Origin of the sequence: Streptomyces sp. NBC_01481 (assembly GCF_026339995.1) — a bacterium.
Classification (GTDB): Bacteria; Actinomycetota; Actinomycetes; order Streptomycetales; family Streptomycetaceae; genus Streptomyces.
Genome location: NZ_JAPEPT010000002.1, coordinates 1151538 through 1177802, shown reverse-complemented (window position 1 = coordinate 1177802; position 26265 = coordinate 1151538). Strand labels below are relative to the sequence as shown.

27 protein-coding genes are annotated in these 26265 nt (G+C 70.7%); 12 read left to right on the top strand and 15 right to left on the bottom strand.

Annotated elements, in window-relative coordinates:
• Window positions 1-31 precede the first annotated feature (31 nt).
• Window positions 32-1861 carry a serine protease gene (locus OOK40_RS16070; protein ID WP_266481347.1) on the top strand — a complete coding sequence of 610 codons (1830 nt, stop codon included), beginning with the start codon at window positions 32-34 and terminating at the stop codon, window positions 1859-1861.
• 29 nt (window positions 1862-1890) lie between these two features.
• On the opposite strand, the gene OOK40_RS16065 is transcribed toward OOK40_RS16070, so the two are convergent.
• Window positions 1891-2403 carry an ATP-binding protein gene (locus OOK40_RS16065; protein ID WP_266481344.1) on the bottom strand — a complete coding sequence of 171 codons (513 nt, stop codon included), beginning with the start codon at window positions 2401-2403 and terminating at the stop codon, window positions 1891-1893.
• A 187-nt stretch (window positions 2404-2590) separates the two neighbouring features.
• Here OOK40_RS16065 and OOK40_RS16060 point away from each other — a divergent pair, with 187 nt between their 5' ends.
• The 3 genes from OOK40_RS16060 (at window position 2591) to OOK40_RS16050 (ending at window position 4780) form a co-directional block, all read left to right on the top strand.
• Window positions 2591-3505 carry a helix-turn-helix transcriptional regulator gene (locus OOK40_RS16060; protein WP_266481778.1) on the top strand — a complete coding sequence of 305 codons (915 nt, stop codon included), beginning with the start codon at window positions 2591-2593 and terminating at the stop codon, window positions 3503-3505.
• Entirely contained in the window at window positions 3468-3596 is a 129-nt protein-coding gene (locus OOK40_RS16055; RefSeq protein ID WP_266481341.1) for a DUF397 domain-containing protein, read from the top strand. The genes OOK40_RS16060 and OOK40_RS16055 overlap by 38 nt, the downstream gene beginning before the upstream one ends.
• Window positions 3597-3871: 275 nt before the next feature.
• Window positions 3872-4780 (top strand): hypothetical protein, encoded by a 909-nt coding sequence (locus tag OOK40_RS16050; protein ID WP_266481338.1) that lies wholly within the window; start codon window positions 3872-3874, stop codon window positions 4778-4780.
• A 15-nt stretch (window positions 4781-4795) separates the two neighbouring features.
• Here OOK40_RS16050 and OOK40_RS16045 read toward each other — a convergent pair whose 3' ends face one another.
• From OOK40_RS16045 to OOK40_RS16010, 8 genes are all read right to left on the bottom strand, one after another.
• On the bottom strand, window positions 4796-5590 hold the full coding sequence (locus tag OOK40_RS16045) for an ABC transporter permease subunit (protein WP_266481336.1): 795 nt from the start codon (window positions 5588-5590) through the stop codon (window positions 4796-4798).
• Window positions 5587-6510 (bottom strand): ATP-binding cassette domain-containing protein, encoded by a 924-nt coding sequence (locus OOK40_RS16040; RefSeq protein ID WP_266481334.1) that lies wholly within the window; start codon window positions 6508-6510, stop codon window positions 5587-5589. Before OOK40_RS16040 ends, OOK40_RS16045 begins: the two co-directional genes overlap by 4 nt.
• Entirely contained in the window at window positions 6510-7169 is a 660-nt protein-coding gene (locus OOK40_RS16035; RefSeq protein ID WP_266481332.1) for an ATP-binding cassette domain-containing protein, read from the bottom strand. The genes OOK40_RS16040 and OOK40_RS16035 overlap by 1 nt, the downstream gene beginning before the upstream one ends.
• Entirely contained in the window at window positions 7136-8611 is a 1476-nt protein-coding gene (locus OOK40_RS16030) for a hypothetical protein (protein WP_266481330.1), read from the bottom strand. Before OOK40_RS16030 ends, OOK40_RS16035 begins: the two co-directional genes overlap by 34 nt.
• Window positions 8612-8685: 74 nt before the next feature.
• Window positions 8686-9090 carry a hypothetical protein gene (locus tag OOK40_RS16025; RefSeq protein ID WP_266481327.1) on the bottom strand — a complete coding sequence of 135 codons (405 nt, stop codon included), beginning with the start codon at window positions 9088-9090 and terminating at the stop codon, window positions 8686-8688.
• A 35-nt stretch (window positions 9091-9125) separates the two neighbouring features.
• Window positions 9126-9743, bottom strand: coding sequence for a hypothetical protein (locus tag OOK40_RS16020; protein WP_266481324.1), 618 nt, complete (start codon window positions 9741-9743; stop codon window positions 9126-9128).
• Between the two features lie 5 nt (window positions 9744-9748).
• Complete coding sequence (locus tag OOK40_RS16015) at window positions 9749-10309, bottom strand: stage II sporulation protein M (RefSeq protein WP_266481322.1); 561 nt, start codon at window positions 10307-10309, stop codon at window positions 9749-9751.
• A gap of 16 nt (window positions 10310-10325) precedes the next feature.
• Window positions 10326-10601, bottom strand: coding sequence for an uberolysin/carnocyclin family circular bacteriocin (locus OOK40_RS16010; protein WP_266481320.1), 276 nt, complete (start codon window positions 10599-10601; stop codon window positions 10326-10328).
• Between the two features lie 391 nt (window positions 10602-10992).
• On the opposite strand from OOK40_RS16010, the gene OOK40_RS16005 reads away from it, so the two are divergent.
• Complete coding sequence (locus OOK40_RS16005) at window positions 10993-11211, top strand: hypothetical protein (RefSeq protein ID WP_266481318.1); 219 nt, start codon at window positions 10993-10995, stop codon at window positions 11209-11211.
• Between the two features lie 183 nt (window positions 11212-11394).
• The gene (locus OOK40_RS16000; protein WP_266481316.1) at window positions 11395-11967 is read left to right on the top strand and encodes a hypothetical protein; all 573 of its coding nucleotides are present in this window, start codon (window positions 11395-11397) and stop codon (window positions 11965-11967) included.
• A gap of 27 nt (window positions 11968-11994) precedes the next feature.
• Here the strand turns inward: OOK40_RS16000 and OOK40_RS15995 are convergent, their stop codons facing one another.
• A complete protein-coding gene (locus OOK40_RS15995; RefSeq protein WP_266481314.1) occupies window positions 11995-15129 on the bottom strand; it encodes a sacsin N-terminal ATP-binding-like domain-containing protein in 3135 nt (1044 codons plus the stop codon).
• Window positions 15130-15467: 338 nt separating this feature from the next.
• Complete coding sequence (locus OOK40_RS15990) at window positions 15468-16391, bottom strand: DUF3027 domain-containing protein (protein WP_266481312.1); 924 nt, start codon at window positions 16389-16391, stop codon at window positions 15468-15470.
• A 303-nt stretch (window positions 16392-16694) separates the two neighbouring features.
• Between OOK40_RS15990 and OOK40_RS15985 the strand changes: the two genes are divergently transcribed.
• From OOK40_RS15985 to OOK40_RS15970, 4 genes are all read left to right on the top strand, one after another.
• Window positions 16695-18041: an MFS transporter gene (locus tag OOK40_RS15985; protein ID WP_266481310.1), complete on the top strand. Its 1347-nt coding sequence runs from the start codon at window positions 16695-16697 to the stop codon at window positions 18039-18041.
• A gap of 358 nt (window positions 18042-18399) precedes the next feature.
• Entirely contained in the window at window positions 18400-18879 is a 480-nt protein-coding gene (locus OOK40_RS15980; protein ID WP_266481308.1) for a DUF2771 domain-containing protein, read from the top strand.
• A gap of 28 nt (window positions 18880-18907) precedes the next feature.
• Entirely contained in the window at window positions 18908-19552 is a 645-nt protein-coding gene (locus OOK40_RS15975) for a futalosine hydrolase (RefSeq protein WP_266481305.1), read from the top strand.
• Window positions 19474-20388 (top strand): 1,4-dihydroxy-6-naphthoate synthase, encoded by a 915-nt coding sequence (locus tag OOK40_RS15970; RefSeq protein ID WP_266481303.1) that lies wholly within the window; start codon window positions 19474-19476, stop codon window positions 20386-20388. Before OOK40_RS15975 ends, OOK40_RS15970 begins: the two co-directional genes overlap by 79 nt.
• A 187-nt stretch (window positions 20389-20575) precedes the next feature.
• Here OOK40_RS15970 and OOK40_RS35255 read toward each other — a convergent pair whose 3' ends face one another.
• Complete coding sequence (locus OOK40_RS35255) at window positions 20576-20959, bottom strand: cold-shock protein (protein WP_323136066.1); 384 nt, start codon at window positions 20957-20959, stop codon at window positions 20576-20578.
• A gap of 191 nt (window positions 20960-21150) precedes the next feature.
• Between OOK40_RS35255 and OOK40_RS15960 the strand changes: the two genes are divergently transcribed.
• Window positions 21151-21387, top strand: a complete 237-nt coding sequence (locus OOK40_RS15960; RefSeq protein WP_266481301.1) for a hypothetical protein — start codon at window positions 21151-21153, stop codon at window positions 21385-21387.
• Here OOK40_RS15960 and OOK40_RS15955 read toward each other — a convergent pair.
• Window positions 21384-22034, bottom strand: a complete 651-nt coding sequence (locus OOK40_RS15955; protein ID WP_266481299.1) for an HAD family hydrolase — start codon at window positions 22032-22034, stop codon at window positions 21384-21386. The two genes, OOK40_RS15960 and OOK40_RS15955, sit on opposite strands and share 4 nt — an antisense overlap.
• A gap of 53 nt (window positions 22035-22087) precedes the next feature.
• Window positions 22088-23101 (bottom strand): hypothetical protein, encoded by a 1014-nt coding sequence (locus OOK40_RS15950; RefSeq protein ID WP_266481297.1) that lies wholly within the window; start codon window positions 23099-23101, stop codon window positions 22088-22090.
• Between the two features lie 102 nt (window positions 23102-23203).
• Between OOK40_RS15950 and OOK40_RS15945 the strand changes: the two genes are divergently transcribed.
• The gene (locus OOK40_RS15945) at window positions 23204-25753 is read left to right on the top strand and encodes a helicase C-terminal domain-containing protein (RefSeq protein ID WP_266481775.1); all 2550 of its coding nucleotides are present in this window, start codon (window positions 23204-23206) and stop codon (window positions 25751-25753) included.
• A 21-nt stretch (window positions 25754-25774) separates the two neighbouring features.
• Here the strand turns inward: OOK40_RS15945 and OOK40_RS15940 are convergent, their stop codons facing one another.
• Window positions 25775-26155 (bottom strand): hypothetical protein, encoded by a 381-nt coding sequence (locus tag OOK40_RS15940; RefSeq protein WP_266481295.1) that lies wholly within the window; start codon window positions 26153-26155, stop codon window positions 25775-25777.
• Between the last annotated feature and the right edge of the window lie 110 nt (window positions 26156-26265).

Genomic DNA, 26265 nt, shown 5'->3' with positions numbered 1-26265 from the left:
TACGGCACCCCCTCTCCAACGGAGTTCCCTGTTGCGTAAAGCTCTCGTGGCCCGCCTCACCGTCTCCCTGGCGTGCTGCGCTCTGGCCACCGTTGCCACGAGCACCGTCTCGCTGGCGGCCGACCGGCCATCGCCCGTACCCACGAGCCCAGCGCCCGGGCAGCCGAGCGACGGCGCCTGGTCGGTGGCCGAAGCGCTGCGGTTCTGGACGCCGGAGCGCATCGCGTCCGCCACCGATCCTTCCGGCCGACCCGGCGCCGCCCTGCCCGGCGTCGGCCTGCCGGGGCGCAGTGCGTCGCCACGCGCCAGAGCGGACGTGGGGCAGCAGTTCGCGGGCATCCCCTCCGTCGGCATGCTCTTCACCGTCGGCTCCGACATGCGGGCGCACTACTGCTCCGCCAGCACGGTGCAGAGCAAGGGACGCAACCTGATCCTGACGGCAGGCCACTGCCTCAACACCCAAGCGGTCTTCGTCCCGAAGTACGACTCGTCCAGGACGCTCAAGCAACAGCCCTACGGCATCTGGCCCGTTGACGAATGGTTCGCCGACAAGCGGTACGTGAAGAACAGCAGGGGCCCGGAGTCCGACCTCGACTACGCCTTCGCCCGGGTCAAGCCCAACGGCACCACGAACCTCCAGGACGCCGTCGGCGGCAGCACCCTCGCCCGCCCCGCCACACCGGAGAACGCCGTCACCACCGTCGGGTACCCCAATGTCGGGCGTAACCCGCAGGACCGGCCCGTCCAGTGCACCAGCCGGACCCAGGCCCTGCCGGGCTACAACCAGATGCGGATCGACTGCGCCGGCATGTGGGACGGCGTGTCCGGCGGACCGTTCTTCTCCACCCTCGACCGTGCCAGGGGCACCGGCGAGATCATCGGCAATGTGGGCGGCTGGAACGGCGGCGGGCCGGGCGTGCCCACCACCCACCCCGCGTACAACCGCATCTCCTACAGCCCCGTGTACACCGACCGCTTCTTCCAGCTGTACGACGATGCCGACAACGGCCGTCACAGCGACTTCGGCCCCTACCTCCAGCCGACGCTGCCCTTCGCCATGGGCGGCTGGGAACAGTGGCAGAACGCCAGGCTACTGACCACGGGGGAGTTCACCGGCGAGGGAAGCGGCGACCTGATCGCGGTCTGGGCCGACGGCTCGGTGGATCTCTACCAGGGCAGCGGCACCGGGGATCCGCAGCGTCCGTTCTCCGCCACCGTCCGTCTCGCCGCCCCCGGAAGCGTGTGGAAGAACGCGCGCGCGATCGCCGGTGGAAAGTTCACCGGCAGCGGTACCGACGGGCTCGTCGTGCGCTGGAGCGACGGTGAGCTGAGCGAGTATCGGCATGTCGACAGGACGGGCTTCCACGACGAGAAGACCTTGGCCAAGCACAAGAACTGGCAGAACGCCAGGCTGATCAGCGTCGGCCGGCACACCCCCGGTGCGCTGCGGGACGACCTGGTCGTCGTCTGGGCGAACGGCTCCGTCGGCATGTACGCGGACGTCGACACCAAAGCGGTGAGCAAGGGCACCTTCCTGGCGAAGCCCAACAAGACCTGGCCGTACGCCACACAGATCACCTCGGGTCAGTTCACCGGCAGGAAGTCCGACGACCTGCTGGTCCGCTGGGCGGACGGTGAAACGACCATCCACCCGGGTGTGGACTTCGCCGGCCTGCACGGCGAGATCAAGATCCGTCCGTCGAAGTCCCCCTGGTCCCGCGCAGACGTCGTGACCGCGGGAGCCATCGGCCCCGACACCACGCGCAACGACGTCCTGGTCCGCTGGCGGGACGGGAGCGTCACCCTGCATCCGGGCGTCGACAAGGCGGGCTTGCACAAGGAGACAAAACTGGTGCGGTAACCGCGGTAACCGGGGTAGCCCACGGGGCATCAGCCCTCAGGGCGCGAGGCCATCGCCACCTCGGCCCAAACCGTCTTGCCGATGGGCACGCGGGGCGTCGCACCCCAGCGACTGGCCAACACGTCCACGAGGAGCAGGCCGCGGCCCGACTCGTCGTCGGGAGAAGGCTCGGGCGGACCGGTCGGGGGCCGGTCCGGGGAAGCGTCCGAGACCTCGATACGGATCAGGCACGGCCGCGCCTCGAGGCGGAGGTGGAACTCACGCCCGGGGACGCGGCCGTGGCGTACCGCGTTGGCGGCGAGCTCAGCGATCAGCAGGGCCACGGTGCCCGAGAGGTCCGACGTGGGCGGATGCCCCCAGTGCTCCAGGCGCCGCACCGCCAGCCGTCTGGCGAGTTGGGCCCCCCGGGCCGACGAGGTGAACTGCGCGGCGAACGTGCGCTCTTCGACCCCGGCGTCGTGGGCCTCCTGTCCGAGCACCCCTACGGTCGATTCCGTCTCGCGCTCCGGGCCGTCGCCCGACATGGCCATGGTCTTCAGCACGTGCCGTCCATCCCAGTCCGTCGATCCTTCACACGACCCACAGTGCCCACAGCGTGTACGGGTCGTAACATTCCGTGCTCAAGAATCGTCCGCCGCGCCTACGCTCGGAAGGTGACGACGCCTTACATCGCAAGCGGTAAGGAACGGAAGTGAGCCCATGGCCAAAGGAATTCAGCCCGAGGAGTCGATGGCCGCACTCTTCGGCTCACGTGTCCGCAGACTCCGTACGGCCGCCGGGCTGACCCAGGCCGAACTGGGCGCCAGAACGCATGTGGTGAGCACCCGGATCACCCAGATCGAGCGCTCGTCCGGCGCGAAACCGACACTGGAGCTGGCTCGCGCGCTCGACGCGGCCCTCGGGGCGGACAACCTGCTGGTCGACCTGTGGCCCTACGTCTACCGGGAGGCATTCCCCGACTGGTCACGGGCGTTCATGGCGCACTCGGCGCGAGCCGTGGCCATCGGCGAGTTCGCGGCGCATGTGGTGCCTGGCCTCTTGCAGACGGAGGAGTACGCACGCGCCCTGCTCAGCGTCGGCCGCTCGCTCACCGGCGAGCAGCAGTTGGAAGAACGCGTGACCGCGCGGCTCGCCCGGCAGGAACGGCTGCACGCTCCCGATCGCCCGGAACTCTGGGTGGTGCTCGACGAGTCGGTGATCCATCGTCCGGTCGGCGGACCAGGCGTGATGCGCAGGCAGTTGGCGCGGCTGCTGGACGCGGCCGAGGAGCGTCACATCATCGTGCAGGTGCTGCCGTTCGACCAGGGCGCGCACGACGCGCTCGGCGGCTCCTTGACCGTGCTGTCCCTGCCCGACGGCACCAGGGTGGCCTACACGGAGGGCGCACATTACGGCCAGCTTGTCGAGGATCCGCCCGAGGTCAACGGATTCACCCTGACTTACGATCGGCTGCGGGCGGCCGCGCTGCCCCCGCTCATGTCGCTCGACATGATCCGGTCCGTGATGGAGGGCAACTACCGTGCAGCAAATGTCCCGTCCCGATCTGAACGGCGCCGCGTGGCGCAGCAGCAGCTACAGCAATCAGGAGGGGGGAAACTGCGTCGAGGTGGCGGACGGATTCCCCGGCGTCGTGCCCGTCCGTGACAGCAAGGCCCCGCACGGTCCGGCGCTGGTCCTCTCGGCAGCCTGCTGGGCCTCGTTCATAGACCGGTTGAAGACCGCCGACCGGCACTGAGCCGGCCGGGAACCGGCTCCCGCTGCGGCCTCCCTGAGCCGCCGAAACCTCGCGCGCCAGGGTCCGGCGAGCCACGAACTCCCCCAAAGAACCTGGGGTAAAGAACCACCTGCCCTCCCTCCCCTCCCGCTCGTCACCCGGAAGGGTGACTGGCTTGCGGGGGCAGGAAGTTGGCGGTTACGTTCGCCGCAACAACCCCAGACATATGACGGCCCCCGGCCAGGACGGCAATCCTGATCGAGGGCCTCACCGATCAGGAAGAAGCACGCTTCCCGATGGCTGAACGGCAGTCTAACGCGCCCCTGCGCGCCCCCGCCGGAGCACCGACCTCCGGTGTGATCCACGTCCGAACCCGGCTCACCGCCGACTTCACCGTGATCGCCAACGCCCTTGCGCAGCGCCGCGGAAGCGCGGTCACAGTCGGTGTCGCGGCCTACATCCTCTCGCTGCCGGACGGCGCACCCGTACGCATCGACGCACTGTGCGAGCACTTCACCGAGGGCGAAATCCTCATCTCCCGGGCCCTGCGGGAACTGGAGGCGGACGGCTATCTGGAGCGACGGCGTGAGCGGGGTCCCGGCGGCGTGCTCCGTACCCGGACGTTCTTCTACGACGTGCCGGTTGGCGATCAGCCCGAGCCTCCGGTGCCGCCATCGCCACCGCGTCCTCGCAGGTCCGGGCCGTCTCCGCGGAAGCCCGAAACCGAGCCACAGCCCGAGGCGGACATCGAGCCGGACACGAAGCCCGGTCCGGAGCCCTCGCCGCCTCCCGCCGCCACGGAACCGGATCCCCGGGCCGTCGTGATCCTGGCCTCGCTGCGCATCGTCGACCGTCGGCTGCTCCTCTCCCGCCGAGAGGTCGGCCGGCTCGCCCCTGCGGTCACCCAGTGGCTCGCGCAAGGCGTCAGCCCCGAGGAGATCACCGGTCACCTCACCGCCCGCCTCCCTGCCCCGCTGCGAGCGCGCCCGGCCTGCATCCTGGCCTACCGGCTCCGCGAACTGCCCCCGCCCCTCCCGGCTCAGGCCGCCGCACCCTCCGTACTGCCCTGGCAGACCTGCGACGGCGGCTGCGAACGCGCCTTCCGCGCCACCGAGCCGGGCCGCTGCCGCGACTGCCCACCCAAGGCCGGCGTCGGGGCCGACCCGATCACCCGTCACGAGGACGCCTGGCCCACGGCATGCTGAGGTCGCAGTTCCGGATCACACACCTTGGCGGCGGAACCGTGCGACGGCCCCCACGAAGAGTGCCCCGGTGAAGAGGCCGAAGACGAGGACCGCGGTCCCGGGCGCCATACGCTGGGAGGCCTCGGCGAGGAAGGCCCCCTCATCGCCTGCGATGTTCGACATCGAAGTGCCCGCGGCGAACGGCAGATACCTCGCCACCTGCGCCAGCCACGTGGAGTCGGCGAACAAGCCGCCCGTCCTGACCATGGGCTCGAGCACATAGGGGATCGCCACCAAGGAGACGGCGCCGACGGCCTGTGAGCGGAACACGACGGTGATCGCGATGCCGATCAGGGTCCAGCACACGGTCTGCAGCAGCAGGCCGCCATGGAGCACGATCAGGTCTCCGTACGACACACCCGATATCAGCTCCGCCGGCAGGGCAGCGCTCGCCACGATCCAGGACACCGTGGTGGCGTACACCGTGACCGCCAGCGCGAATCCGCCGGCCACGAGAGCCTTCGCCGCGAGGGCCCGGCTTCGAACGGGAGTCACGGCGAGCATTGCCCTGATCGTGCCATGCCGGTAGTCACCTCCCATGGCGAGTGCCCCGAAGAGCCCGGCCGCGAGGGGGGCGAACGAAGCCTTGTTGATGACCGCGACCAGTGCTTCTTGCGCGGTGACGGCCATCTCTTCCGACTGGAACTCGGTGATGGTGAAGGCGTAGCCCCAGGCCCCAAGGGCAGTCACGGCGACCGCTGCGGCTGCGAGCAGCCACGTCGACGTAAGGGTGGTCAGCCGCACCCACTCGTACCGCACAGACCTGTTCACCGGGCACCCGCCTTCTCATCCGTCACGTATTCGACACTCGCCGCCGAGGCGTGCAGGAATGCCTCCTCCAGCGTCGCTTCGGCGACCGTCAGCTCCGTGACGATGACGTTCTCGGCAAGTGCCGTGGCTGCGATCTCCCGCTGCGCGAGCTCCTTGACCAGCAGACAGCCGTCCGCGCTGGACTCGACGTGAGCGCCGCGCCGCACGAGTGCGGCGCGGAGCTGGTCCGGTGAGTCCGCCCGTACTCGGACGGCTCCCCCGTCGTATGCGCGTTTGAAGTCGGCGAGGGTGCTGTCGCAGATGAGACGCCCCTTGCCGATCACCACGACCCGCTCGGCCAGCTCGTCCAGATCCGCCATCTGGTGGGAGGAGACAAAGACGGCGTTGCCCGCAGCCGCGTACTCCTTGAGAAAGGTGCGCAACCATCGCATGCCCTGCGGGTCCATACCGTTGCCGGGCTCGTCGAGGATGAGGACATCGGGGGAGCCGAGCAGCGCGCAGGCAAGGCCCAGTCGCTGCAGCATGCCCAGGGAGAAGCCCTTCGGCCGGTGCCGCGCGACAGGGAGGAGCCCCACGAGGTCGAGGACTTCGTCGATGCGCTTTTCCGGGACGCCTATACCTCGAGTGAGCATGCGCAGATGTGCGTGCACGGAACGCCCAGGGTGGTAGGCCCTTGTCTCCAGCAGTGCTCCGACGCGCTGCGCCGGATCGGCCAGCTCCGAGTAGCGCTGACCGTCGAAGAGCGTCCTGCCGCTTCCTTGCTCCAACTCGAGCATGAGCCGCAGGGTCGTCGACTTTCCCGCGCCGTTGGGCCCGAGGAAGCCTGTGACCGACCCGGGTTCCACGGTGAAGCGGAGCCCATCCACCACCAGCTTCTCCCCGAATGTCTTCGAGAGAGCGTCGACTTGAACCGTTGCCACTATTCCCCACTCCCCGGCGATGCACCGGAAAACCCGTCAAGGGTGATGGTCGTGTCCGCCGCCACGGTGGCCGGCGGATCGTGTGCGATCAGCACGACGGACGCATGCGTGGCCCACGCGCACATCTCGGCTGAGAGCAGCTCGATGCCCGCGGAGTCCAGGCCGTTGAAGGGTTCGTCGAGCATGACGAGCGCGAACTCCCCCAGCGTGCACATGGTCAGCCAGAGCTTCCTTCTGTTACCTGTGGACAGTTCCTTCGCAGCGTGGTCCAGCCACGGCTCCAGTCCGTAACGCACGGCCCTCTTCAGTCCCGGATCAGGACTGATCCCGTGGCAACGGGCGGCGAAGACGAGGTGGTCCCGCACGGTCATGCTGGGATAGAGCGACACGTCCGTACGGCAGACCCTGCGCGCGGTCCGGCTCAGCGGATCTCGTGCGTCCCGGTCTCCGACGCGGACCTGACCGTGCCACGGCGGGAGGTACCCGCTGCACAACTCGAGGAAGGTCGACTTACCGGAACCGTTTCTGCCCGACACCATGGTGAGACCACGGCCCGGCAGGGACAGGGAGAGGTCCACGAACACCGGGGCGGACTGGTCGTATCCGGCAGTTACGGACTTCAGCTCTAGCGCAGTTTCAGGATGCTTCGTCGCACGCATGCCGTTGCAACTCCAGTAAGTATCAGGGCGTAGCAGAATGCCAGGGCCGGTCCGACCATCCATTCCTGCCCGAGGATCCAGACCACCGGGCCGGTCAGCACGAGTGCGAGGAACCCGGCAATGGGGTCGGAGGCCGCACTGCCATCGGTGTTGCGCGGTGGAGTGGCCACGGTCTCGGCGACAAGTGCGGCGGACACGCCGCACACAGCCATGATCACAGGTATGGCAGTAAGGCTCGGGCCGGCCAGGAGCAGTACGACAGCGGCCGTTGTGACACCGACACACAGGCCGCACGTGGTCCACACCAGAACCAACGCGCGGGCGATGTACCAGGAGGACATGCCCGCCTCCCAGGTAGTGCGCAGCATGGCCCGCAACGTGGTCGGTCCGATCGCTCGGGACAGCATCTCCGCGAGGCCGAGCACCATCACGGCGACCGCCCCTGCTGCCATTTCGTACGCATGGGCAGGGAGGTTGGCCATCGGGAGGGGGAAGGGGCTCGCCAGTGCGAATCCCGCTATCGCGGCGACCCCTCCGGCCCCGGCCAGGAACACCTGCTTGACGAGCGGATACACCGCGCTGCCACGCAGTTCCCGTACCAGAATCGCGGCGAGCGCCGGGGGCCTGGTGCCGGCCCGTGTGTCCGAGGGAGTACTCGCACCCGGACGCGAGGCGGCCGCGAGGGGGAACGAGTGGAAGGGCATCCTGCCGAGGTCACGTACAAGGCGGAAGGAGGCCGTGCCGCCGACGACCAAGACCACCGTGGCACACGATCCGGCAAGCGCCGATGAGTAGAGCCCAGGCATCCTGACGTCGGAGGATCCCATCAACGGAGCCGCGATGAACAGCGCTGCCGAGATACCCAGGGCCAGGGAGCCGACGCAGGTAGCGAGCGCCCTGACGGACTCCCGGCTCCGCCCTTGGCGCAGGCTCAGTGCGGATCGTGCGGCGACCGACAGGCTGACGGCGCACATGCCGACCGGAACGACCGCGGCGAAGACGAGATGCGGAATGCTGGTGTCCGGAACCGGCCAGTAGGCGAACAGGAAACCAGCGGGCACCATGCCAAGCAGCAGATGGTACCCGCAGATACGGCGGGCGCAGTAGACGAGGAACACCTCCCGTGACGAGATGTCCATCGCCCGGAAGAGTTCCGCGTTCGGCGATCCCGCCACCATGAACCGGCGCTGGGAGAAGGCCTCCCGGAGGGCGTACGTCGTAGTCGCGTAGAACGACAACATCGCCAAGGCGACCAGTAGCTCCTCGGCTTGGACGCCTTTCTCTTCCGCAATGGGCCTGATCAGGGAGAAGCTGGCCATCGCGACGATGAAGACGAGCGGCACGGCCAGCACGTACATGCCGGCGAGTAGATGTCTGGCTGTGCGCACCGTCATACGCAGGCGCAGAGCAGCGAGTATCTCGAACAGGTAGAAGTCAGACACCGCACGGAGTCTGATCCTGTCCAACTGTGGTTCCGTAACGGACATGTTGCTTCCTCGAGCAGCCGAGCGGCTGCCTAGAACCTGCTCTGCGAAGGCTTTCCGGAACGGCCCTCACCCGCCGCGAACAACGACACCACCGCCATGGCGAGAGAGATGACCACAGCCAGGAGCGAGAACAGGGACTGTGGTGCTGACGCCACGGAATCGCCGAGCATGATCGAGTTCGACGCCATGGCGAGGATCGACACTGCTGCGATCCACCATGTTGTCTCTCTCGCCTTGCGTACCAGGACGGCCGAGGCGGGCAGCAGTACGGCGAAGGCGAGCAACTGCGCTGCCAGGACCGCTTTGAGCACGTCCGGGCTGACGTTCCCCACGGGCTTCAGTGGATGTGTGAGGAAGAACAGCAGTGCCGCCGCGCCGAGCAGCAGCACGGCCGCTGCGGCAAGTCGGACCGTCTTGGTGTAGAGCGCGAGCATAGGAGGTATCTCTCTCTTGCTTTCGATGCCCTCGGTCACCCGACCGCTGTGAACGCGGCGAGGCCGATGCTGCAGCAGTAGAGGGCGATGATCTTGCCTTGAGGCAGGTGCCGCCACCGGCCCCGGAAGAGCACCGGAACCAGCAGGGCCACTGCGGCAATGTAGAGGTAGTAGACGATGCCCTGGGTCGGGTCAACCACCTCGAATGCGAGGGCGGCCAGCTGCGGGGGCAGGAGGCACAGGACGAGAACCGGGAAGAACGCACCAGTGCGCAGTCCCCGGCCCAGCGACTGACTCGCGGTGAAGACCCGCCGCTCCAGGGCCCGGGCCACGAAGACGTAGAAAGCGTAGACGAAGACGGTCAGCAGCACGCCACCGCCCACGGCCACGCTGACCGCCAGGTCCTCCAGCGCGGGATCGCCGATCTCTTCCCGTTGCTTCGGCGTTATCAAGGTCTCCGCATAGGCGAATGCGGTCGGCAGCCTGCACAGCACGAGTGCGAGTGCGACGAAGTACAGCGAGACCCACAAGGACTTGCTCGTCGGCGCCGCGGCCTTGGCGGATTCGACAGTGTGACGGACCTCGTCGTCGAACGGCGCCTTGAGCGCCGACTGGTCCGCAACCGTCGGCTGCTGAGATGTGTCAGCTCTCATGTTTCCTATCTCGCTGCCATGACAGTGGCTTCGATACACGCGGCGCCGACAATGACCGACGCCCCGACCAGAAAGATTCGCAATGAGTCCGCCATTGCATGCACATATCGGCGCAGCATCCCGGTGCTGTCCTGGCGACTCCCCCGGACCATTGCGACGGCGGCTGGATACAGACCAGCAGCACCGGCAAGAATGAATCCCAGGAATTCGAAGCCCACGTACGCTCCGGTCTCGGTCAGGAAACCCGACCATCCGGAGTTGGACACGACGACAGCCAGCGTTGCTCCCACATAGGCAGCGAGCATGGTGATGCCGATCAGGCTCACCACACCAAAGGAAGCGGCTCCCGCATAAAGCAGCATCGCGGATGGGATGTTCCTGCTGAGAATCCCCGAGAAGGCTTGGCCGAAACTGCTTTCCGGTGACACTGTCGGCGGACTCAACTCCGCACCGGACAGCGCCGAATACCCAAGTACCGCGCCGAGACCGAAGATCGTGGCGCTCGCAAGGAGCGAGAGCAGAACGCTCCTGCTCCTTGCGAGACCAACTATGGCGTTGACAGCCATCAGGTAAGAATAGGGTTTAGGCGATCGCGAACGCCTTGCCCTTCTTCTTGATGTAGTAGAGCACCGTCGCGCTGATGGCAGAGATGACGCCACCACTGAACATCGCTCCGACGACGGCCAGCGCCAGGCCACCTGCGGAGATGGCGTCCACAACCTGCCCGGCGACGCTCGCGCTGATGCCCAGCGAACCGGCCACCCAGAACGCCGCGAAACCAGCCATTGCCAGCCCGGCCGCACCGATGGCGCCGGCCGCCAACGCGGCGAAGCTGTTCTTGGACATTATCGACTGCATGCAAGCTCCCGTTTCCTGAGGATGTACGGAAGCTGGCGCGAGGCAGAGTTCCCCCATGTTACAAGCCCCCGTTGATCCGTGATTAATTTCCCATGCCGTGATCGCCGTGGCGACGAAGGCAAGGGGCCGAGCGTCTCTTGGCTCACCCCAACCCGGTTGGTCATACCGGGATGTCGGATGCGGCAGCCGCAATATGATCATCAGGCCCGTTCAAGTGTCAAGCCCATTCACGTGGGAGACCGGCCTGCACCTGACGACACATCGCAAGGCCTCAACTTCTCGCTGCTTCCAACTGCCTGTCGCGACGAAAGCCGCAAGTGGGACACGTTGCTCAAAATGCCCTCCCATTGGTAATTGAATTCTCAACGTGCCGCCTGCTCGTTGAGTGGCCATGCTTGAGGTTGATGATGCTCGCGAGGACTCGCTCTCTTATTCGCGTACAGAGCCATACAGGACATCCCCGACGATAATCCTCGACAACCAACAGCTCCGCCTCGAGATGGTCGAACGGCTCGACGCACACCGCAGCGCGATGTACCGGGCCGTCGAGAAAGGCGGCCCCGCCGCCTATGCCGTAAGGCGGGACCGCATCGAGCGCACCTGGCCGTGACCACCAGGCGGGCACCCGATCGAAGGTCGCGTACGACGGTTATCGGTCGGCTTGACCACGTTTCCTCACGGCCCTGCTGAAGCTCTGAGTACTCGTACTCAGGACCGTCACTGGGGCGGCGCCTCATAATCGAGGCGCACTGTCCCCATTCCAGCCTGGCCATACGGGAATTGGAGCGCCTCCGTGAATCGTCTGACTGCCGCCTCGGCCGGTCTGTTCGTGCTGCTGGTCGTGTTCGTGACGGCGGGGTGCGGGACGGAGCGGGCCGTCGACGACGCCGCCGCCTCCGCGTCTGCTTCGTACGAGGCGCAGCGGAAGGCCGCGGAACGCAAACACGACCGGCTGTTCCGGGACGTGGCCGCCATCTGCTCGGACGGGGTGCCGCCCGCGTCCCCGAGCACCGCTGCGCCCGAGCCGACGGACCCCGAGGCGCGGAAATATGCGGAGAACCACGCGTACAAGCAGGCCGGCCCGCTCAAGGGCGCCGCGCTGTGCCGCGGGCAGGCACACGCGAAGCGGATCACGGCCGCGCTGGAAGGCGTCCACAGCGAGCCGGACCTGCGGTCCGAGCTGACCGCTCTCGGCTACCCCGAGTCCAGCGTCGAGGTGTACAAGACGGGAGGCTCGCTGGGCTTCACGTTCAGCGTCCCGGAGGCAGGCCCGTGCATCACGGGCCTGCTGACCTCGCACGTGAAGGTGGAGGCCCACGGCCACTACATGGAGGGCGGCTGCATGGAACCCAAGGGCGGCCACTGACCTTCCGGTGCCTCCGGGTGGTGCCCGTCAGTCGAACCAGCGGTCCCGGGCCAGTTCCTCCGTGCGGGACGGGTCCTCCAGGAGGGCCGCCACCTCGAAGCGCCGGGGCCACTGGCCCGCCGACCAGGCCAGGCCCGCCGCCACGCCCTCCACCGTGGACGCGTGGATCACGCCGTCCGGGGTGCGGCGCCATTCCAGTTCGGTGCCGCCTGCGATCAGTTCGTCGTGTTCGACGTACGTCGCCGGCGTGGCCGGGCCGAGCAGGACGTGGACCGACTCGGGGACCTCGTGTTCCTCGCCCTGTGTCGTCACCTCCGCCGTGACCGTCTCGCTCAGCCGGCGGACCTGGAACAGTTCCGCCAGTTCCGCGGCGCGCGACGGCGTCACCGGGAGCAGCGCGACGCCCGCGGTCAAGGGGAGCAGGTCCGGCGCGTCCGCGACCACCGCGTCCGCCGCGTCGACGACGCGGACCTCGCCGTCCACGACCGCCCGCAGGTCGTCCGGGAGGGTGACCTGCTCCGGGTCGAGATCCGCCAGCGCCGTGTACAGGGCGTGGAGTTGGGCCGCCCGCACCGGGCGCGAAGGGTCGGCCAGGCGGCCGAGGAGTTCCGCCGCGCCGCCCGGCTCGTCGAGGAGTGCGGCGACCGAGGTGCGGACGCCGAGGGCCTGCAGCACCTGGGCGTCCTCGAAGCCCGTGGTGTCGGCGGACTCGTACAGGCCCCGCAGCAGCGGGTCCGCGCCCGAGGCCCGCAGGCCCGCAGGGCGGCGGCCGTCCAGGACCGGATGGTCCCGCAGCCACCACGCCGTGTACGGACGGACCGTCTCCGTCGTGCCGTCCGGCAGCAGGATCCGTACGGACTGGGTGAGCGCGTCCCGCAGCGGCGGCTGTGCCAACAGCGCCAGTGCCTGCGGCCAGCAGTCGTCGTCGACCAGGTCCAGGTCACGGACGGCGACGACCTCCGTGGCGACCGGCGGCACCGGTGTGTCCGGAAGCCGGTCGAGGACGTCCTCGCACCACACGTCGACCGCGTCGAGCAGCCCCGCGTCGTCGGGCTCGGCGAAGTCCCCGTCGCGGGGCTCCAGTTCATCGGGGTCCAGGACGACATCCGTGGCCCGTACGAGCGCGAAGTTCGCCAGCACGCCGCAGGCGGCGAGCGGCTGCTCGCCCCAGCGTTCGGCCAACTCGGCGTCGCAGAGCGCGAGTTCGTCCTCCCGCATGATCGACGCGAACGGGCTGCCGGGCAGCACCAGTTCACCCGCGGGCGCGAGTTCCCCGTCCTCGTCGGACAGGGCCAGCGCCCCCAGCCACGGCTCGTCCCCGGGTTCGAGGCCCGCGTCCCGTACGAGCGCGAGCACCGTCTCCGCGAGCTCGTCCGCGTCCAGCGCGTCCTCGTCCCAGACCTCGCCCGCGTCCAGCGAGCCCGCGACCGCCGCGCGGACCTGCGGCGTCGTCAGTACGGCGCGCGGTGTCGCGGGCAGTGCGCCCAGCTTCTCCAGGAGGGGGTGCGCGGCATCGGGATGGACGACCTTCAGGCCGAGCCGGGCCAGCTGCGGCGGTGTCTCGGCCAGCGGCAGCAGCGTCTGGCGGGGCCCGATCGTCGTACGGCCGTCGGCGAGGGGCACGGGAAGCCCGGACAGCCGGTCGGGATCGACCCCGGCGAGGCTGTCGTACAACCGCTGCCACCAGCCGGGCTCGCGCTCAAGACCCGCGAGCCGGTCGACCGCCTCTGTCAGCGGCACCCGCGCGACACCGAGCGTACGCAGCTCGACACGGCGCTCAAGACCCGCGGGCAGCAGGCTCGGCAGCACCTCGGCCAGCACCTGGACCGTCTCCGTGCCCGCGCCCTCCAGGACCTCCGCCTCGATCGGTCGCAGCCCCGCGGAGATCTCCCGGTCCGGCAGACCGGTGTCCTCGCCGGACACGTCCCGGGGAGCGGCCGCCTCCAGGAACGCCGTACGCGGGAGACGCTCAAGGATCTCCGCCCGCAGCTTGCCGTCCAGCTCACCCTTGCCGAGCGGACCGGGCACCAGGTCGATCGTGCCGACGGTCACCGGCTGCCAGCTGCCGAGCAGTTCGGCGTACGCGTCCGCCGCCTTGCGCACCAGGAAGTCGGTGAGCGGCCCGGGCGCCGGGTGGCGGCGGGTGGTGTCCAGCGGGAGGGACGCGATCAGCAGCGCGGGCACACCGAGGGGTTCGTCGGTGGGCGTGGGCGCGTGCACCACGGGGGCGGTACGCGGCCGGGCCGGCGCGCCCGCATCGTCCACGGGCACGGCCCAGGTGACCGTCCAGTACGGCCGCAGCCGCTCCTCGACCGGCCGGTCCGCGAGCAGTGCGGGCTCGATGCCGCCGCCGTGACTGACGACGCGCCAGCGCCGGTCGCCCTGCACACTGTCCTCGACGTGTACGTACGCCCCGCGCACGGAGCGCCTCAACTCCCGTACGCCGCCCGGAGTTTCGACAATGATCTCGGAGAGTCCGGCCAGCGTGAGCAGCAGCGCGTCGTCGATCCCGGCGAGCAGCCGCTCCACCAGGTCGACCGCGGCACCGTCCCGCAGCGGCAGGACGACCACGGTGTCGTAGCCCTCGGGGGCCGTGCCCTCGGCGGGCAGCGGCAGCCGCAGCAGCGGTACGTGCCCGTCCCGGCGGCGCAGCTCGTCACCGAGGCCGGGGCTCGCCTGGGACGCCTGCTCGGCCAGTCCCCTGGCCTCCGCGAGGGACCAGCGCACGCCGCCGTGGCGTCCGACGACCGCGGGCTCGTCGCTCACCGCGAGGACGGCCGCGAAGCCGACGCCGAAGCGGCCGACTGCGGACTCGTGGCCCTCACGCTTGGCGCTGGCGCGCAGGGTGCTCAGGGACTCGACGCCGGTCGCGTCCAGCGGCGCGCCGGTGTTCGCGGCGGCGAGGACGGCGGGCTGGTCGCCGGTGCCCGGCCGCAGCGTCAGCCGCAGGCGGCCCGGCACCTTGGCGCGGGCGGCCGCGTCGGCGGCGTTCTGGGCGAGCTCGACGACGAGGCGGTCCCGGTAGCCGCCGAGCGCGAGGTCCTCCTCGGCGTTGGCGTCCTCCCGGAAGCGGGCGGGCGAGGCCCCCCACGCGTCGAGCACCCCGCGCCGCAGCCGCGCCGTCCCGAACGGGTCGGCCCACTCGGTCGTCCTGACGCTCACGCTGTGACTCCGCTCTCTCCAGTTGCGGGCGTTTGCCGCGCATGCCTGTGCGGCCGAAGGTACCTCGGTGCGGGGGGTTGTGGTGCGGTGCGGGGCGGGTGCCGCTGCGCGGGGCTGTTCCCCACCCCGCCCGTTCCCTTAACCGGGGCTCCGCCCCGGACCCCGCTCCTCAAACTCCCCCAGACTTCGTCCGGGGGGACCCCCAAGGGGCTGAATTTCAGCCCGTCCGGCGATTGAGGACACGCGCGAAGCGCGTACGGGGGCCTGGGGGCTTGCCCTCAGTTCGGGAAGGGGCGGGCTGGGGAACAAACAAGGCCCGCGCCACGGCCCCGGTGACGTCAGGAGTGGCCCAGGTCCTCAGACGCGCCGTCCGGCTCGGACACCGAGCCGCCGTCCCGCGCCGGGCGCAGCGGGAACTCGTCCGCGCCCATCGTGTCCAGCACCGGCGGCGGCGGCACCGGCGGCTTCGGCATCACGGCCGCCTCGGAGTGCCCTCCGCAGCCGTACGCCAGGGAGACGATCCGCCCGTCCGCCGGCGAGAACTCGTTCGCGCACACGCCGAAGGCCTGCCGCAGCGAGCCCGCGATCGGGACCAGGAAGCCGCATGTCACGCACGCCGCGGGGGCCGCCTGTGCCATCGGGGTCTTCGCGCCGAAGGACTCGTCCCAGCGGTCCGCGGCGATATGGAGCCCGTACCGGGACAGCACTCTGGCCCGGCGCATGCCGAGCTCCTCGGCGAGCGCCGAGATCGAGCCGCGGGAGGGAGCCAGCGGCAGCGAGGCCGGCGGGCCCGCGGTGAGCTCCGCGTCCTCCGCCTCGACCAGTTCGGCCATCTCCTCCGACACCGCGGAGTTCGGCGGCGGCGCGTCCTCGCCGGAGAAACCGGGCTCCAGCCGCAGATCGTCCGCCTCGGTGGGCAGCAGATCCCCGGGGCCCATGTCGCCGGGCCGCAGCCGTTCGCTCCACGGCACCCACTCGGGCGCCAGCAGTGCGTCGGGGCCGGGCAGCAGGACGGTTTCGTCGAGGGTGACGACCTTGGCGCGCGAGGCCCGGGCTACGGTCACCGCCCAGCGCCAGCCCCGGTAGCCGAACTCCTTGCACTCGAAGAAGTGCGTGACGACGCGGTCTCCCTCCGAGACGAGGGACACATGCTCGCCGACCACCCCCGGGGCCGCGGCCTCCTCGGCCGCCGCCCGGGCGAGGTCTACCGCCTCGACGCACAGACGGTCAGGGGTACGGCTTCGCGTCGTCGCAGCACTCACAGGTCTCGCTTCTCTCCTACGCCGTATCACGGGTGCGCCGGCCGATTCGCGAGGTACGGGCCGCAGGCGGAGCGGACCAAGGGGCCGCATCGACGTCCGCGCCCAGACCAACCGTGTCTCGGGCACACCTACCGTCATCCATTCTGCGGGATGCCGAAGAGGCGCGCGGCCGAGAACAACCGCCGGTGGCGCGCTACGCACGCTACCCCCTCCGCCGCCCGCCGCCCACCTGCCCGCCCCAACAAGGGGCTAACAACACCGCATCACCGTTCGCGTGGGCGGTGCTTGGGGCACTATGACGGAGTGGCAGCCGTACGGTCGTCCGAAGGCGCCGGGCAGCTCAGAAGAGCAGGCCGGGCGGTCGGGCGTGCCCTGCATCTCCCTTTCACGGGCACGGCGCGCGGCATCCGCAAGGCGACGCACGCGCACGGCGCGGGCGAGTCCGGCCTCGGCAAACTGATCGAACTCCACGCCGTGAACGGCGCCGGAGATGTCATGATCACCGTCGCGCTCGCGTCGACGGTTTTCTTCTCCGTACCGACGGACGAGGCACGCGGCCGCGTCGCGCTCTACCTCGCCGTCACGATGCTGCCCTTCACCCTGCTGGCCCCCGTCATCGGGCCGCTTCTGGACCGCATCCCGCACGGCCGCCGGGCGGCGATGGCGGCCTCGATGCTCGCCCGTGCGGTGCTCGCGCTCGCGATGTCCGGGGCGGTGGAGACGGGCGGCCTGCAGCTGTATCCGGCCGCGCTGGGTGTGCTGGTCGCCTCGAAGGCGTACGGAGTGGTGCGCAGCGCGGTCGTGCCGCGGCTGCTGCCGCCGACGTTCTCGCTGGTGAAGGCGAACTCCCGGGTGACGCTGGCCGGGCTGCTGGCGACGGGGATCGCGGCGCCGATCGGTATCGGACTGCAGAAGGTCGCGCCCCAGTGGCCGCTGTACGGGGCGTGCGCGCTGTTCCTGCTGGGCGCGTACTGGGCGTTCACCATGCCGCACAAGGTCGACTCGGCGAAGGGCGAGCGCAAGGCGCACATGCTGACGCACGGCGAGACGAAGCCGAGTCTGCGCACGGTCGGGCCCTCCGTACTGCACGGGCTGCAGGCCAATGCGTCCCTCCGCGCGCTGTCCGGCTTCCTGATCTTCTTCCTCGCCTTCCTGCTGCGGGAGCATCCGCTCAACGGGCAGAGCCCTGCCGTCTCACTCGGGATAGTGGGCGTCGCGGCGGGCGTGGGCAACGCGCTGGGCACGACGGTCGGGGCGTGGCTGAAGGCCCGCGGGCCGGAGATGATCATCGCGACGGTGCAGTGTGTGGTGCTGCTGGCCGCGATCAGCGCGGCGCTGTTCTTCGGCGCGGGCATGGTGGCCGTGCTCGGCGCGACGGCGGGTCTGTGCCAGGCCCTCTCCAAGCTGTCCCTGGACGCGCTGATCCAGCGGGACGTCCCGGAACAGGTCCGCACCTCGGCGTTCGCGCGCTCCGAGACGCTGCTGCAGATGGCCTGGGTGGTGGGAGGCGCGATCGGCATCGCGCTGCCGCTGATCGGGACGTTGGGGATGTGGGTGGCGGCGGGGATCGTCGGGCTGGGCCTGGTGTTGTCGGCGCGGGGGCTGGTGGCGGCGCGGCATGGCGGGAGAGCGCCGGCGAAGGTGGCGTAGCGGGGTGCGGTGCCGCTGCGCGGGGCTGTTCCCCCACCCCGCCCTCCCCCAGACTCCGTCCGGGGGGACCCCCAACCTCCGCGCGCCTCAAACTCCCCCAGACTTCGTCCGGGGGGACCCCCACGGGGCTGACATGTGCGGCTGGGCCGCACATGTCAGCCCGTCCGGCGTTGAGGACACGCGCGAAGCGCGTACGGGGGTCTGGGGGCCTGCCCCCAGTTCGGGATGGGGGTATCTCCCACGGCCGCCAGGCCGTAGGGGGAGGGCGGGTAGGGGAACAGGCCCGCCGCAGGCGCAGGGCGCGACGCGCGGTGGACCCCCGCGTGGCGGGGCCCGGCGGGCCCGATAGCCTCGGGACATGACCGTTGCGTTCTTCTCGGGCAAGCGCCGCCGGGCCGCTGCCGCTCTCGGTGCCGTCTCCGCCGGGCTCCTCGTCCTTTCCGCCTGCGACAAGCCGACCCCGCTCGCGACCGTGACGGTCGGGACGGACTCGGTCCACTCCGAGGCGGCCTGCTACAACGACGGCAAGGCGATCAAGGAATCGCTGCTGCAGGGCTGCCTCACCGAGAAGCCCGCCAAGACCATCAAGGTCGCCCTGGACGACAAGGTCCGCATGGGCGTCGACCCGGAGATCGCCGACCACGGCTGGACGCTGCTCTTCGGTGGCCAGCCCGTCGAGCAGGAGCCGTACAAGAAGGGCTACCGGACCATCCCCGGCAACGCCTTCTTCTCCTCGCAGACCGGTGAGCCGACCAGCAAGACCGCCGTCAGCATCATGGAGACCAGCGGCAAGAAGGTCATCGGCATCTGGCACTTCCAGTTCGAGAAGGAGTCCTGACAAGGACCCCGGTCCGGAGGGCAGGGCTGTGCGCGTACTGGTGGTGACCGCGGTGGCGGCGGAGGCCGACTCCGTCGCCGCGGGGCTCACCGGTGCCGGCGCGACGCCCTTCGTTGATGTGCTGGCCGCCGGTGTCGGCCCCGCGGCCGCCGCCGCGACCGCCGCCACCGCGCTCGCCCTCGGCTCGTACGACCTCGTCGTCTCCGCCGGAATCGGCGGCGGTTTCCAGCCACACGCCCCTGTCGGCTCCCTCGTCGTCGCCGACGCGATCGTCGCCGCCGATCTCGGCGCCGACACCCCCGACGGCTTTCTGCCCGTCGACGAACTCGGTTTCGGGCGCAGCGTCCACCTTCCGCCGCCCGAGCTGTCCGCGCGTATCGCCAAGGCGCTCGACGCCGTGTACGCACCCGTCCTCACCGTTTCCACGGTCACCGGCACCGCCGCCCGCGCCGCCGAGCTGAGCGTCCGTCACCCGCGGGCCGCCGCCGAGGCGATGGAGGGCTTCGGGGTGGCGGAGGCCGCCGCGGCCCACCGCCTACCGGTCCTGGAGATCCGCGCGATCTCCAATCCCGTCGGGCCGCGCGACCGTGCGGCATGGCGCATCGGCGAGGCGATGGACTCGTTGCGGTACGCCTTCCAGCTGCTCGCCCCCGTCCTCGAGGAAACGCCGTGACCTTGCAGATCGCGTACTCGCCGTGCCCGAACGACACCTTCGTCTTCGACGCCCTCGCGCACGGCCGGGTGCCCGCCGCGCCCGCCGTCGATGTGAGTTTCGCGGACATCGACATCACCAACGCGATGGCCGAGCGCGGTGAGTTCGACGTGCTGAAGGTGTCGTACGCCGTACTGCCCTGGGTCCTCGACGAGTACGCGCTGCTGCCCTGCGGTGGCGCGCTCGGCCGCGGCTGCGGTCCGCTGGTGCTCACCAAGGAGCCCGGTACGGATCTGACGGGAAAGACCGTCGCCGTGCCGAGCGAGCGCTCGACCGCGTATCTGCTGTTCCGGCTGTGGACCGCGGACGTCGTGCCCGGTGGGGTCGGCGAGGTGGTCGTGATGCCGTTCCACGAGATCATGCCCGCCGTACGGGACGGCAAGGTCGACGCCGGACTGGTCATCCACGAGGCGCGGTTCACCTATCAGAACTACGGGCTGCACTGCCTGGCCGACATGGGCGAGCACTGGGAGTCGACCACCAGCCTGCCCATCCCGCTCGGCGCGATCATCGCCAAGCGCTCACTGGGCGGGGCGACGCTGAAGCTGCTGGCCGACTCGATCCGCATCTCGGTGCGTATGGCCTGGGACGAGCCGGAGGTCTCCCGGCCCTACGTACTGGAGCACGCCCAGGAGATGGACCCGACCGTGGCCGACCAGCACATCGGTCTCTACGTCAATGAGTTCACGGCGGACCTGGGCGACGAGGGGTACGCGGCGGTGCGCGGCCTGCTGACACGCGCCGCGGCCGAGGGACTGGTTCCGCCACTGTCTCCCGACGCGCTGGCTTTCGGCTGACACCGGCGCCGACGGGCGCCGACAACGACCGACGGACGGAGTCCGGCGCAGCCGCTCGAAGCCTGCGAAGCAGTGCGAGAGCGGCAGAAAGAAACAGCTGCGGCGGTGCGCGGCCTGCTGACACGCGCCGCGGCCGAGGGGCTCGTACCTCCCCTCGGCCGCGATGCGCTCGGTTTCGTACAGGCGGCTACACGTCCAGCTGGTCCGCCACCGCCCGCAGCAGGCCCGCGATCTTCGCGCCGTGGACCTTGTCGGGGTACCGGCCGCGCTCCAGCATCGGCGTGATGTTCTCCAGCAGGGTCGTCAGGTCCTGCACGATGGACGCCAGCTCGTCGGGCTTGCGCCGCTGCGCCGCCGCCACGGACGGGGCCGGGTCGAGAACCGTCACCGAAAGCGCCTGGTCACCGCGCTGGCCTGCCACCACGCCGAATTCGACGCGCTGGCCGGGCTTGAGCGACTCGACCCCGGCGGGGAGCACCGACGAGTGAACGAAGACGTCGCCGCCGTCGTCGCGGGAGAGAAAGCCGAAGCCCTTCTCGCTGTTGAACCACTTGACCTTGCCGGTAGGCACGTCTGTCCTCGTCCTCGTACTCGTTGGGGCACTGGGGCACCGGAAATCGGGCACCAACCTGGGCACCGAAAAACGGTCTGGATAGCACTACAGCGGGTCGCCTGACCCGCCACCCCCAAGGCTAATGGTCCAGGGGCTGGTGACAAGACGTTGCCGAACGGTTCCTACGCGCAAGGAACTACCCTGGCCGGATGACTGCTACTCCTCCCGCCCCCGGTGACGGGCTGGTGCGCGTCGGCGCGATCGTCTTCATCGTCGGCGCCGTCGCCACACTGGTCACCGTGGCCCCACTGTTTCTGGGGACCGAACCGTTTCCGCCGATCGCGTACGCGGTGTGCATGCTGATGGGCGCCGGCTTCCTGATCGCCGCGGCGGGTGTGCTGCGCTCGATCGCCGCACAGCGACGACAGGCCAAATCCGCACTCTAGTTCTGGTTGTAGGCGCGCAGCCACGCCGGGAACGCCGTCAGATCATCGATGATCACGTCCGCGCCGGCCGCACGCAGCTCCGCCGCGTCGCACGGCCCCGTCGGCACCGCGACCGACAGCGCCTGAGCCGCCCGCGCACCCCGTACGTCCCCGGTGTGGTCTCCGACGTACACACTCGCGCCGTGCTCGCGCAGCGCCTCCGCCTTCGCCTCTGCCCACAGCCAGCCGATGACCTCGTCCGGGGCGATCCCGAGATGGGCGAGGTGCAGCTTGGCGTTCGGCTCGTGCTTGGCGGTGACGACTATGGCCCGGCCGCCGAGCTCCTGGACGGCTGCGACGGCCTCGCGGGCGCCGGGCAGGGCGAGCGTCGGCGTGATCGCGTACGTGGGATAGATCTCGCGGTAGCGGTCGCACATCCGCTGGATGTCCTCGCCCGGGAACCAGTGCGCCAGCTCCTCCTCCAGCGGCGGCCCCAGCCTCGTCACGGCCAGGTCGGCGTCGATCCACACGCCGGTCTCGGCGGACAGCGCGAGATAGGCGGCGTGGATACCGGGGCGGGAGTCGATGAGGGTCATGTCGAGGTCGAAGCCGACGGTGAGCGGGTGCCTTGCGGAATTCGAAGCCGAGTGCGAAGCCATAGGGGCCATTGTGCCCAGCGGGCCGCGGCGCCCGGCCGCGGTGCTCAGGACCTAGGACGCCCTCAGCCCGTCTTACGCCGCGCCCGCCACACCAGGTAGAGCGCGGAGGCGACCGCCGCCCCCTTCACCACCCAGGGCCAGGTCCCGGCCAGCGCATCACGCATCCCGTCCTGCGGGATCGGCTCGCCCCAGCGCCCGTCGACCCGGCCCCACAGCCAGACGAGGCCGCCCGCCACGACCGCCCCGGGCAGGCCCACGACCGCCCACTTCGCCTCGGCGCGGGACAGCCGGCGCGAGGCGTAGGCGAGAAGCCAGCCGAGGCCGAGGGCGAGGAAGGAGCCGAGGAGGGCGCCCCCGAGCAGCAGAGCGGCGGCGATCAGGAGGAACGGGTTGGCGAACGTGGGCGGTTGTCCTGCCTCTTCCGTACGGCGGCGAAGCCGCGGGAGCCACCGGCGGCGCCCGGTCCCGGCCTCCGCCGCCTCCTCGTCCTCGTACTCCTCCTCCGGCTCCGCCGCGTCCTCGGCGGCCGCCTGCGCCTCCAAGTCCTCCTTGGACGGCGGGGGTTTCAGTATTTCGGGGACCTCCACGCCGCCGACGAAGCCCGCGACGCTCTCGCCCGCGCCGAACGGCCCGGGCTCGACCCGCCACCAGTCGGGCTCACTGCCCGAGGGGCCGAGCTCGTCCATCCCCGCCAGATGCGGCGGCGAGGCGCCGGCCGACATCCGGGGAACCTCCGGCTGTTCCGGAGCCGCTCTGCGCGGCCGCGGGATACGGCGCCGGGCGCGCTGCTCGGGCACGGCGGCCGGGGACGCGGCTCCGGGCGCGGGCCGCTGCGCGGCGGCGCCGCTCTCCTCGAACGCCGCCGCCACGACCTCGTCCGGCGTACCGAGCCGCCCCAGAATGCGCCGTACCGACGCGGGGGTGTCGGAACCGAACCTCGCCCGCTGCCGGTCGATCTCGTTGCGCAGCGTCGACACCAGCCGCATGCGGGTGCCGGACGGCAGTTGCTGTTGCTGAGCCAGGTCCCCGACACGGCTCAGATAGTCGTAGACGAGCTGATCGCTCTCGATCCCCACCGGCGTTCCCCTGACGTTCCCTGCCCGGCCGCCCTGTCGTCCCGGGCCCGCCCTGTCCCCGACGGTAGCGCTCCAGGGACTAACGTGGTGCGGATGGGGACCATGCCCGAAGGAAGCAGTACGGCCGGCCGCGGCGGTCCGCGCACACTGGCCGAGGCCCTGCGCACCCGCGCCGACGAGGAGCTGGCCGCACTGCTGCGCGCCCGCCCCGATCTGCTGACCCCCGTGCCGGGCGACCTGACGCAGCTCGCGACACGGGCCGGTACACGCGCCTCCGTCGTACGGGCGCTGGAGCGGCTCGACCGCTTCACGCTGCAGAGTGCCGAGGCACTGGCCGTGGCCCCCGACCCCGCACCGTACGAGACCCTGCGCGGCCTGCTCACCGGCGACGAGGGCGATCCGGCCGTCGAAGCGGCCCTGCCGCACGCCGTGGATGTGCTGCGGAGGCAGGCGATCATCTGGGGCGGTGAGGACCGGCTACGGCTGGTGCGCACCGCGCGCGAGCTCCTCGCCCCCTCCCCCACCCGGCCCTCGCCGACCGGCCTCGGCCCGACCGTCGCCGAGGCCACCGCCGGGATGTCGCCGACGCGGCTCCAGGAAATCCTCGCCACCGCCGGGCTGCCGACCACGCACGACCCGGTCTCCGCGGTCGCCGCGCTCGTCTCGCTGTTCACCGACCGGACGCGGATGGCCGCGCTCCTCGACACCGCACCGCCCGAGGCGCTGACGGTCCTGGACCGGCTGGTCTGGGGTCCCCCGTACGGGGAGGTGACGGCCAGCCCGACCCCGCCCGTGCGGTGGCTGCGCGACCGTGGACTGCTGCTGCCCGCGTCACCGCGCACGGTCGTGCTGCCGCGCGAGGCGGCACTGCATCTGCGGGGCGGCCGCGCGCACCGAACGGTCGAGCCGCTGCCGCCGGAGGTCAGACCCGCCGCGACGACATCGATCACCCAGGGCCGTCCACAGGTTGTGGACAGTACGGCGGCGGGCCAGGCGTTCACCGCGCTCTCCACCGTCGAGGACCTGCTGAAGGACTGGCACGAGGGCGGGCCGGCGGTGCTGCGGTCCGGCGGCCTTTCCGTACGTGACCTCAAGCGCACCGCCGCCGCACTGGACACGAACGAGCAGATGGCCGGGTTCTGGCTGGAACTCACCTATGCAGCAGGGCTGTTGGCCTCGGACGGCGCGGCGGACGAACGGTACGCGCCGACGCCCGCGTACGACGACTGGCTCACCCTCCCCGCGGCCGAGCGCTGGGCACGGCTCGCCGCGGCCTGGCTCACCGCGACCCGCACGGCGGGCCTGATCGGCGGCCAGGACAGCAAAGGCCGCGCCCTCTCGGCCCTCGGCCCCGAGCTCGACCGCTCCGCCGCGGCCGAGGTCCGCCGCCGGGTCCTCGACCTGCTCGCCACCCTCCCGGCGGGCACCGCGCCCGACCCGGAGTCCGTCCTCGCCCGCCTGCGCTGGGAACGCCCGCTGCGCGGCAGCGGGACAGCGGACCCGGACACCAACGCGGCACGCAACGCGGCCGTGGGCCCCACCGATCTGCGCTCTCGCATCGCGGCCTGGACACTGCGGGAGGCGGAAGTCCTGGGCATCACGGGACGCGGCGCACTGTCGGCACACGGCCGGGCCCTGCTCGGCCACGACACCGCCCCGGCCGCCGGAACGGACGGGACGGGGGCCATCAGGCACGCCCGGGCCGAAGAGCTCGCCGCCGACGCCACAGCCGCACTCGCGCCGCTCCTGCCCGAGCCGCTCGACCACGTACTCCTCCAGGCCGACCTCACCGCCGTCGCGCCCGGCCCCCTTCAGCGACCGCTCGCCGAGACCCTCTCCGTACTCGCCGACGTCGAGTCCAAAGGCGGGGCGACCGTCTACCGCTTCACCCCGGGCTCCGTGCGCCGCGCGCTGGACGCCGGGCGGTCCGCGTCCGACCTGCACACCTTCCTGGCCACACACTCCCGTACGCCCGTGCCGCAGCCGCTCAGCTACCTCATCGACGACGTCGCCCGCCGCCACGGCCATCTGCGGATCGGCGCCGCATCCGCCTACGTACGCTGCGACGACGACGCACTGCTCGGCGAAATCCTCGCCGACAAGCGGTCCCAGGGCCTGCGGCTGCGCCGCCTCGCCCCCACCGTTCTGGCCGCCCAGGCCGACCCGGCGACGCTGCTCGACGGCCTGCGGACGATGGGGTACGCGCCCGCCGCCGAGTCCGCCGAGGGCGACGTCCTGATCACCCGCGCCCACGCCCGCCGCACCCCGCCACGCACCCCGCCCGCCCCCGTCCCGGACGGCCCGCCCCTGCCCGACGCCACGCTCCTCGGCGCGGCAGTGAAGGCGATCCGCGCGGGCGACCTCGCGGCCACGGTGGAGCGCAAACCTGCCCCGGAACCCGCGAAGAACGGCGAGCTGCCGCGCACCACCTCCGCCGAGACCCTGGCCACTGTCCAGGCGGCGGCGATGACGGGCGCGGCGGTCTGGATCGGCTACGTCAACGCGGACGGCGCGGCAAGCCAGCGCGTCATCGCGCCGGTGCGGGTCGAGGGCGGCTTCGTCACGGCGTACGACCACACGGCGGACGAGGTCCGCACGTACCCCCTGCACCGCATCACGGGAGTCGCCGAACTCGCGGACGACTCCGCCTGACGGGCCCCGCGGTGGCGGGCGTCAGACGCTCACATTGCCGGTGAGCAGCATCACGAGGAACACGACGATCGCCACCAGCATCAGGAGCTTCGAGTAGAAGAACGCGAGGCAGCAGGCCAGCAGCCCCAGCGTGATCCGCGTCGGACGCCGCCTCATGGTGTGCTCCGGCAGCCAACTGGCCGCCACCATGGCGAGCGGTACGAGGTAGCCGAGCGTCAGACCGTGGTCGAGCGGTATGCCGGACGAAAGGATGTCGACGTACGCCATCAGCAGCGCGAGCGGCGTGCAGAGCGCCGGTGCCACCCACCAGTACGCGTCGCGGACGACCGCCGGCGCGTACGACGGGGAGGGGACAAGGCCCCCGGCGGCCTGGGGTACGTACGGATTCGGCTGGATTTCCATGCCCTCAGCCAACCGCCCCGCCCCACTTCCCCTGCAGCGTGCGCCTACTCATCCACTCCGGTCCCGGTACTCAGGCCGCGGATCGACCGGCCAAGGACCTGAGGCGCGCC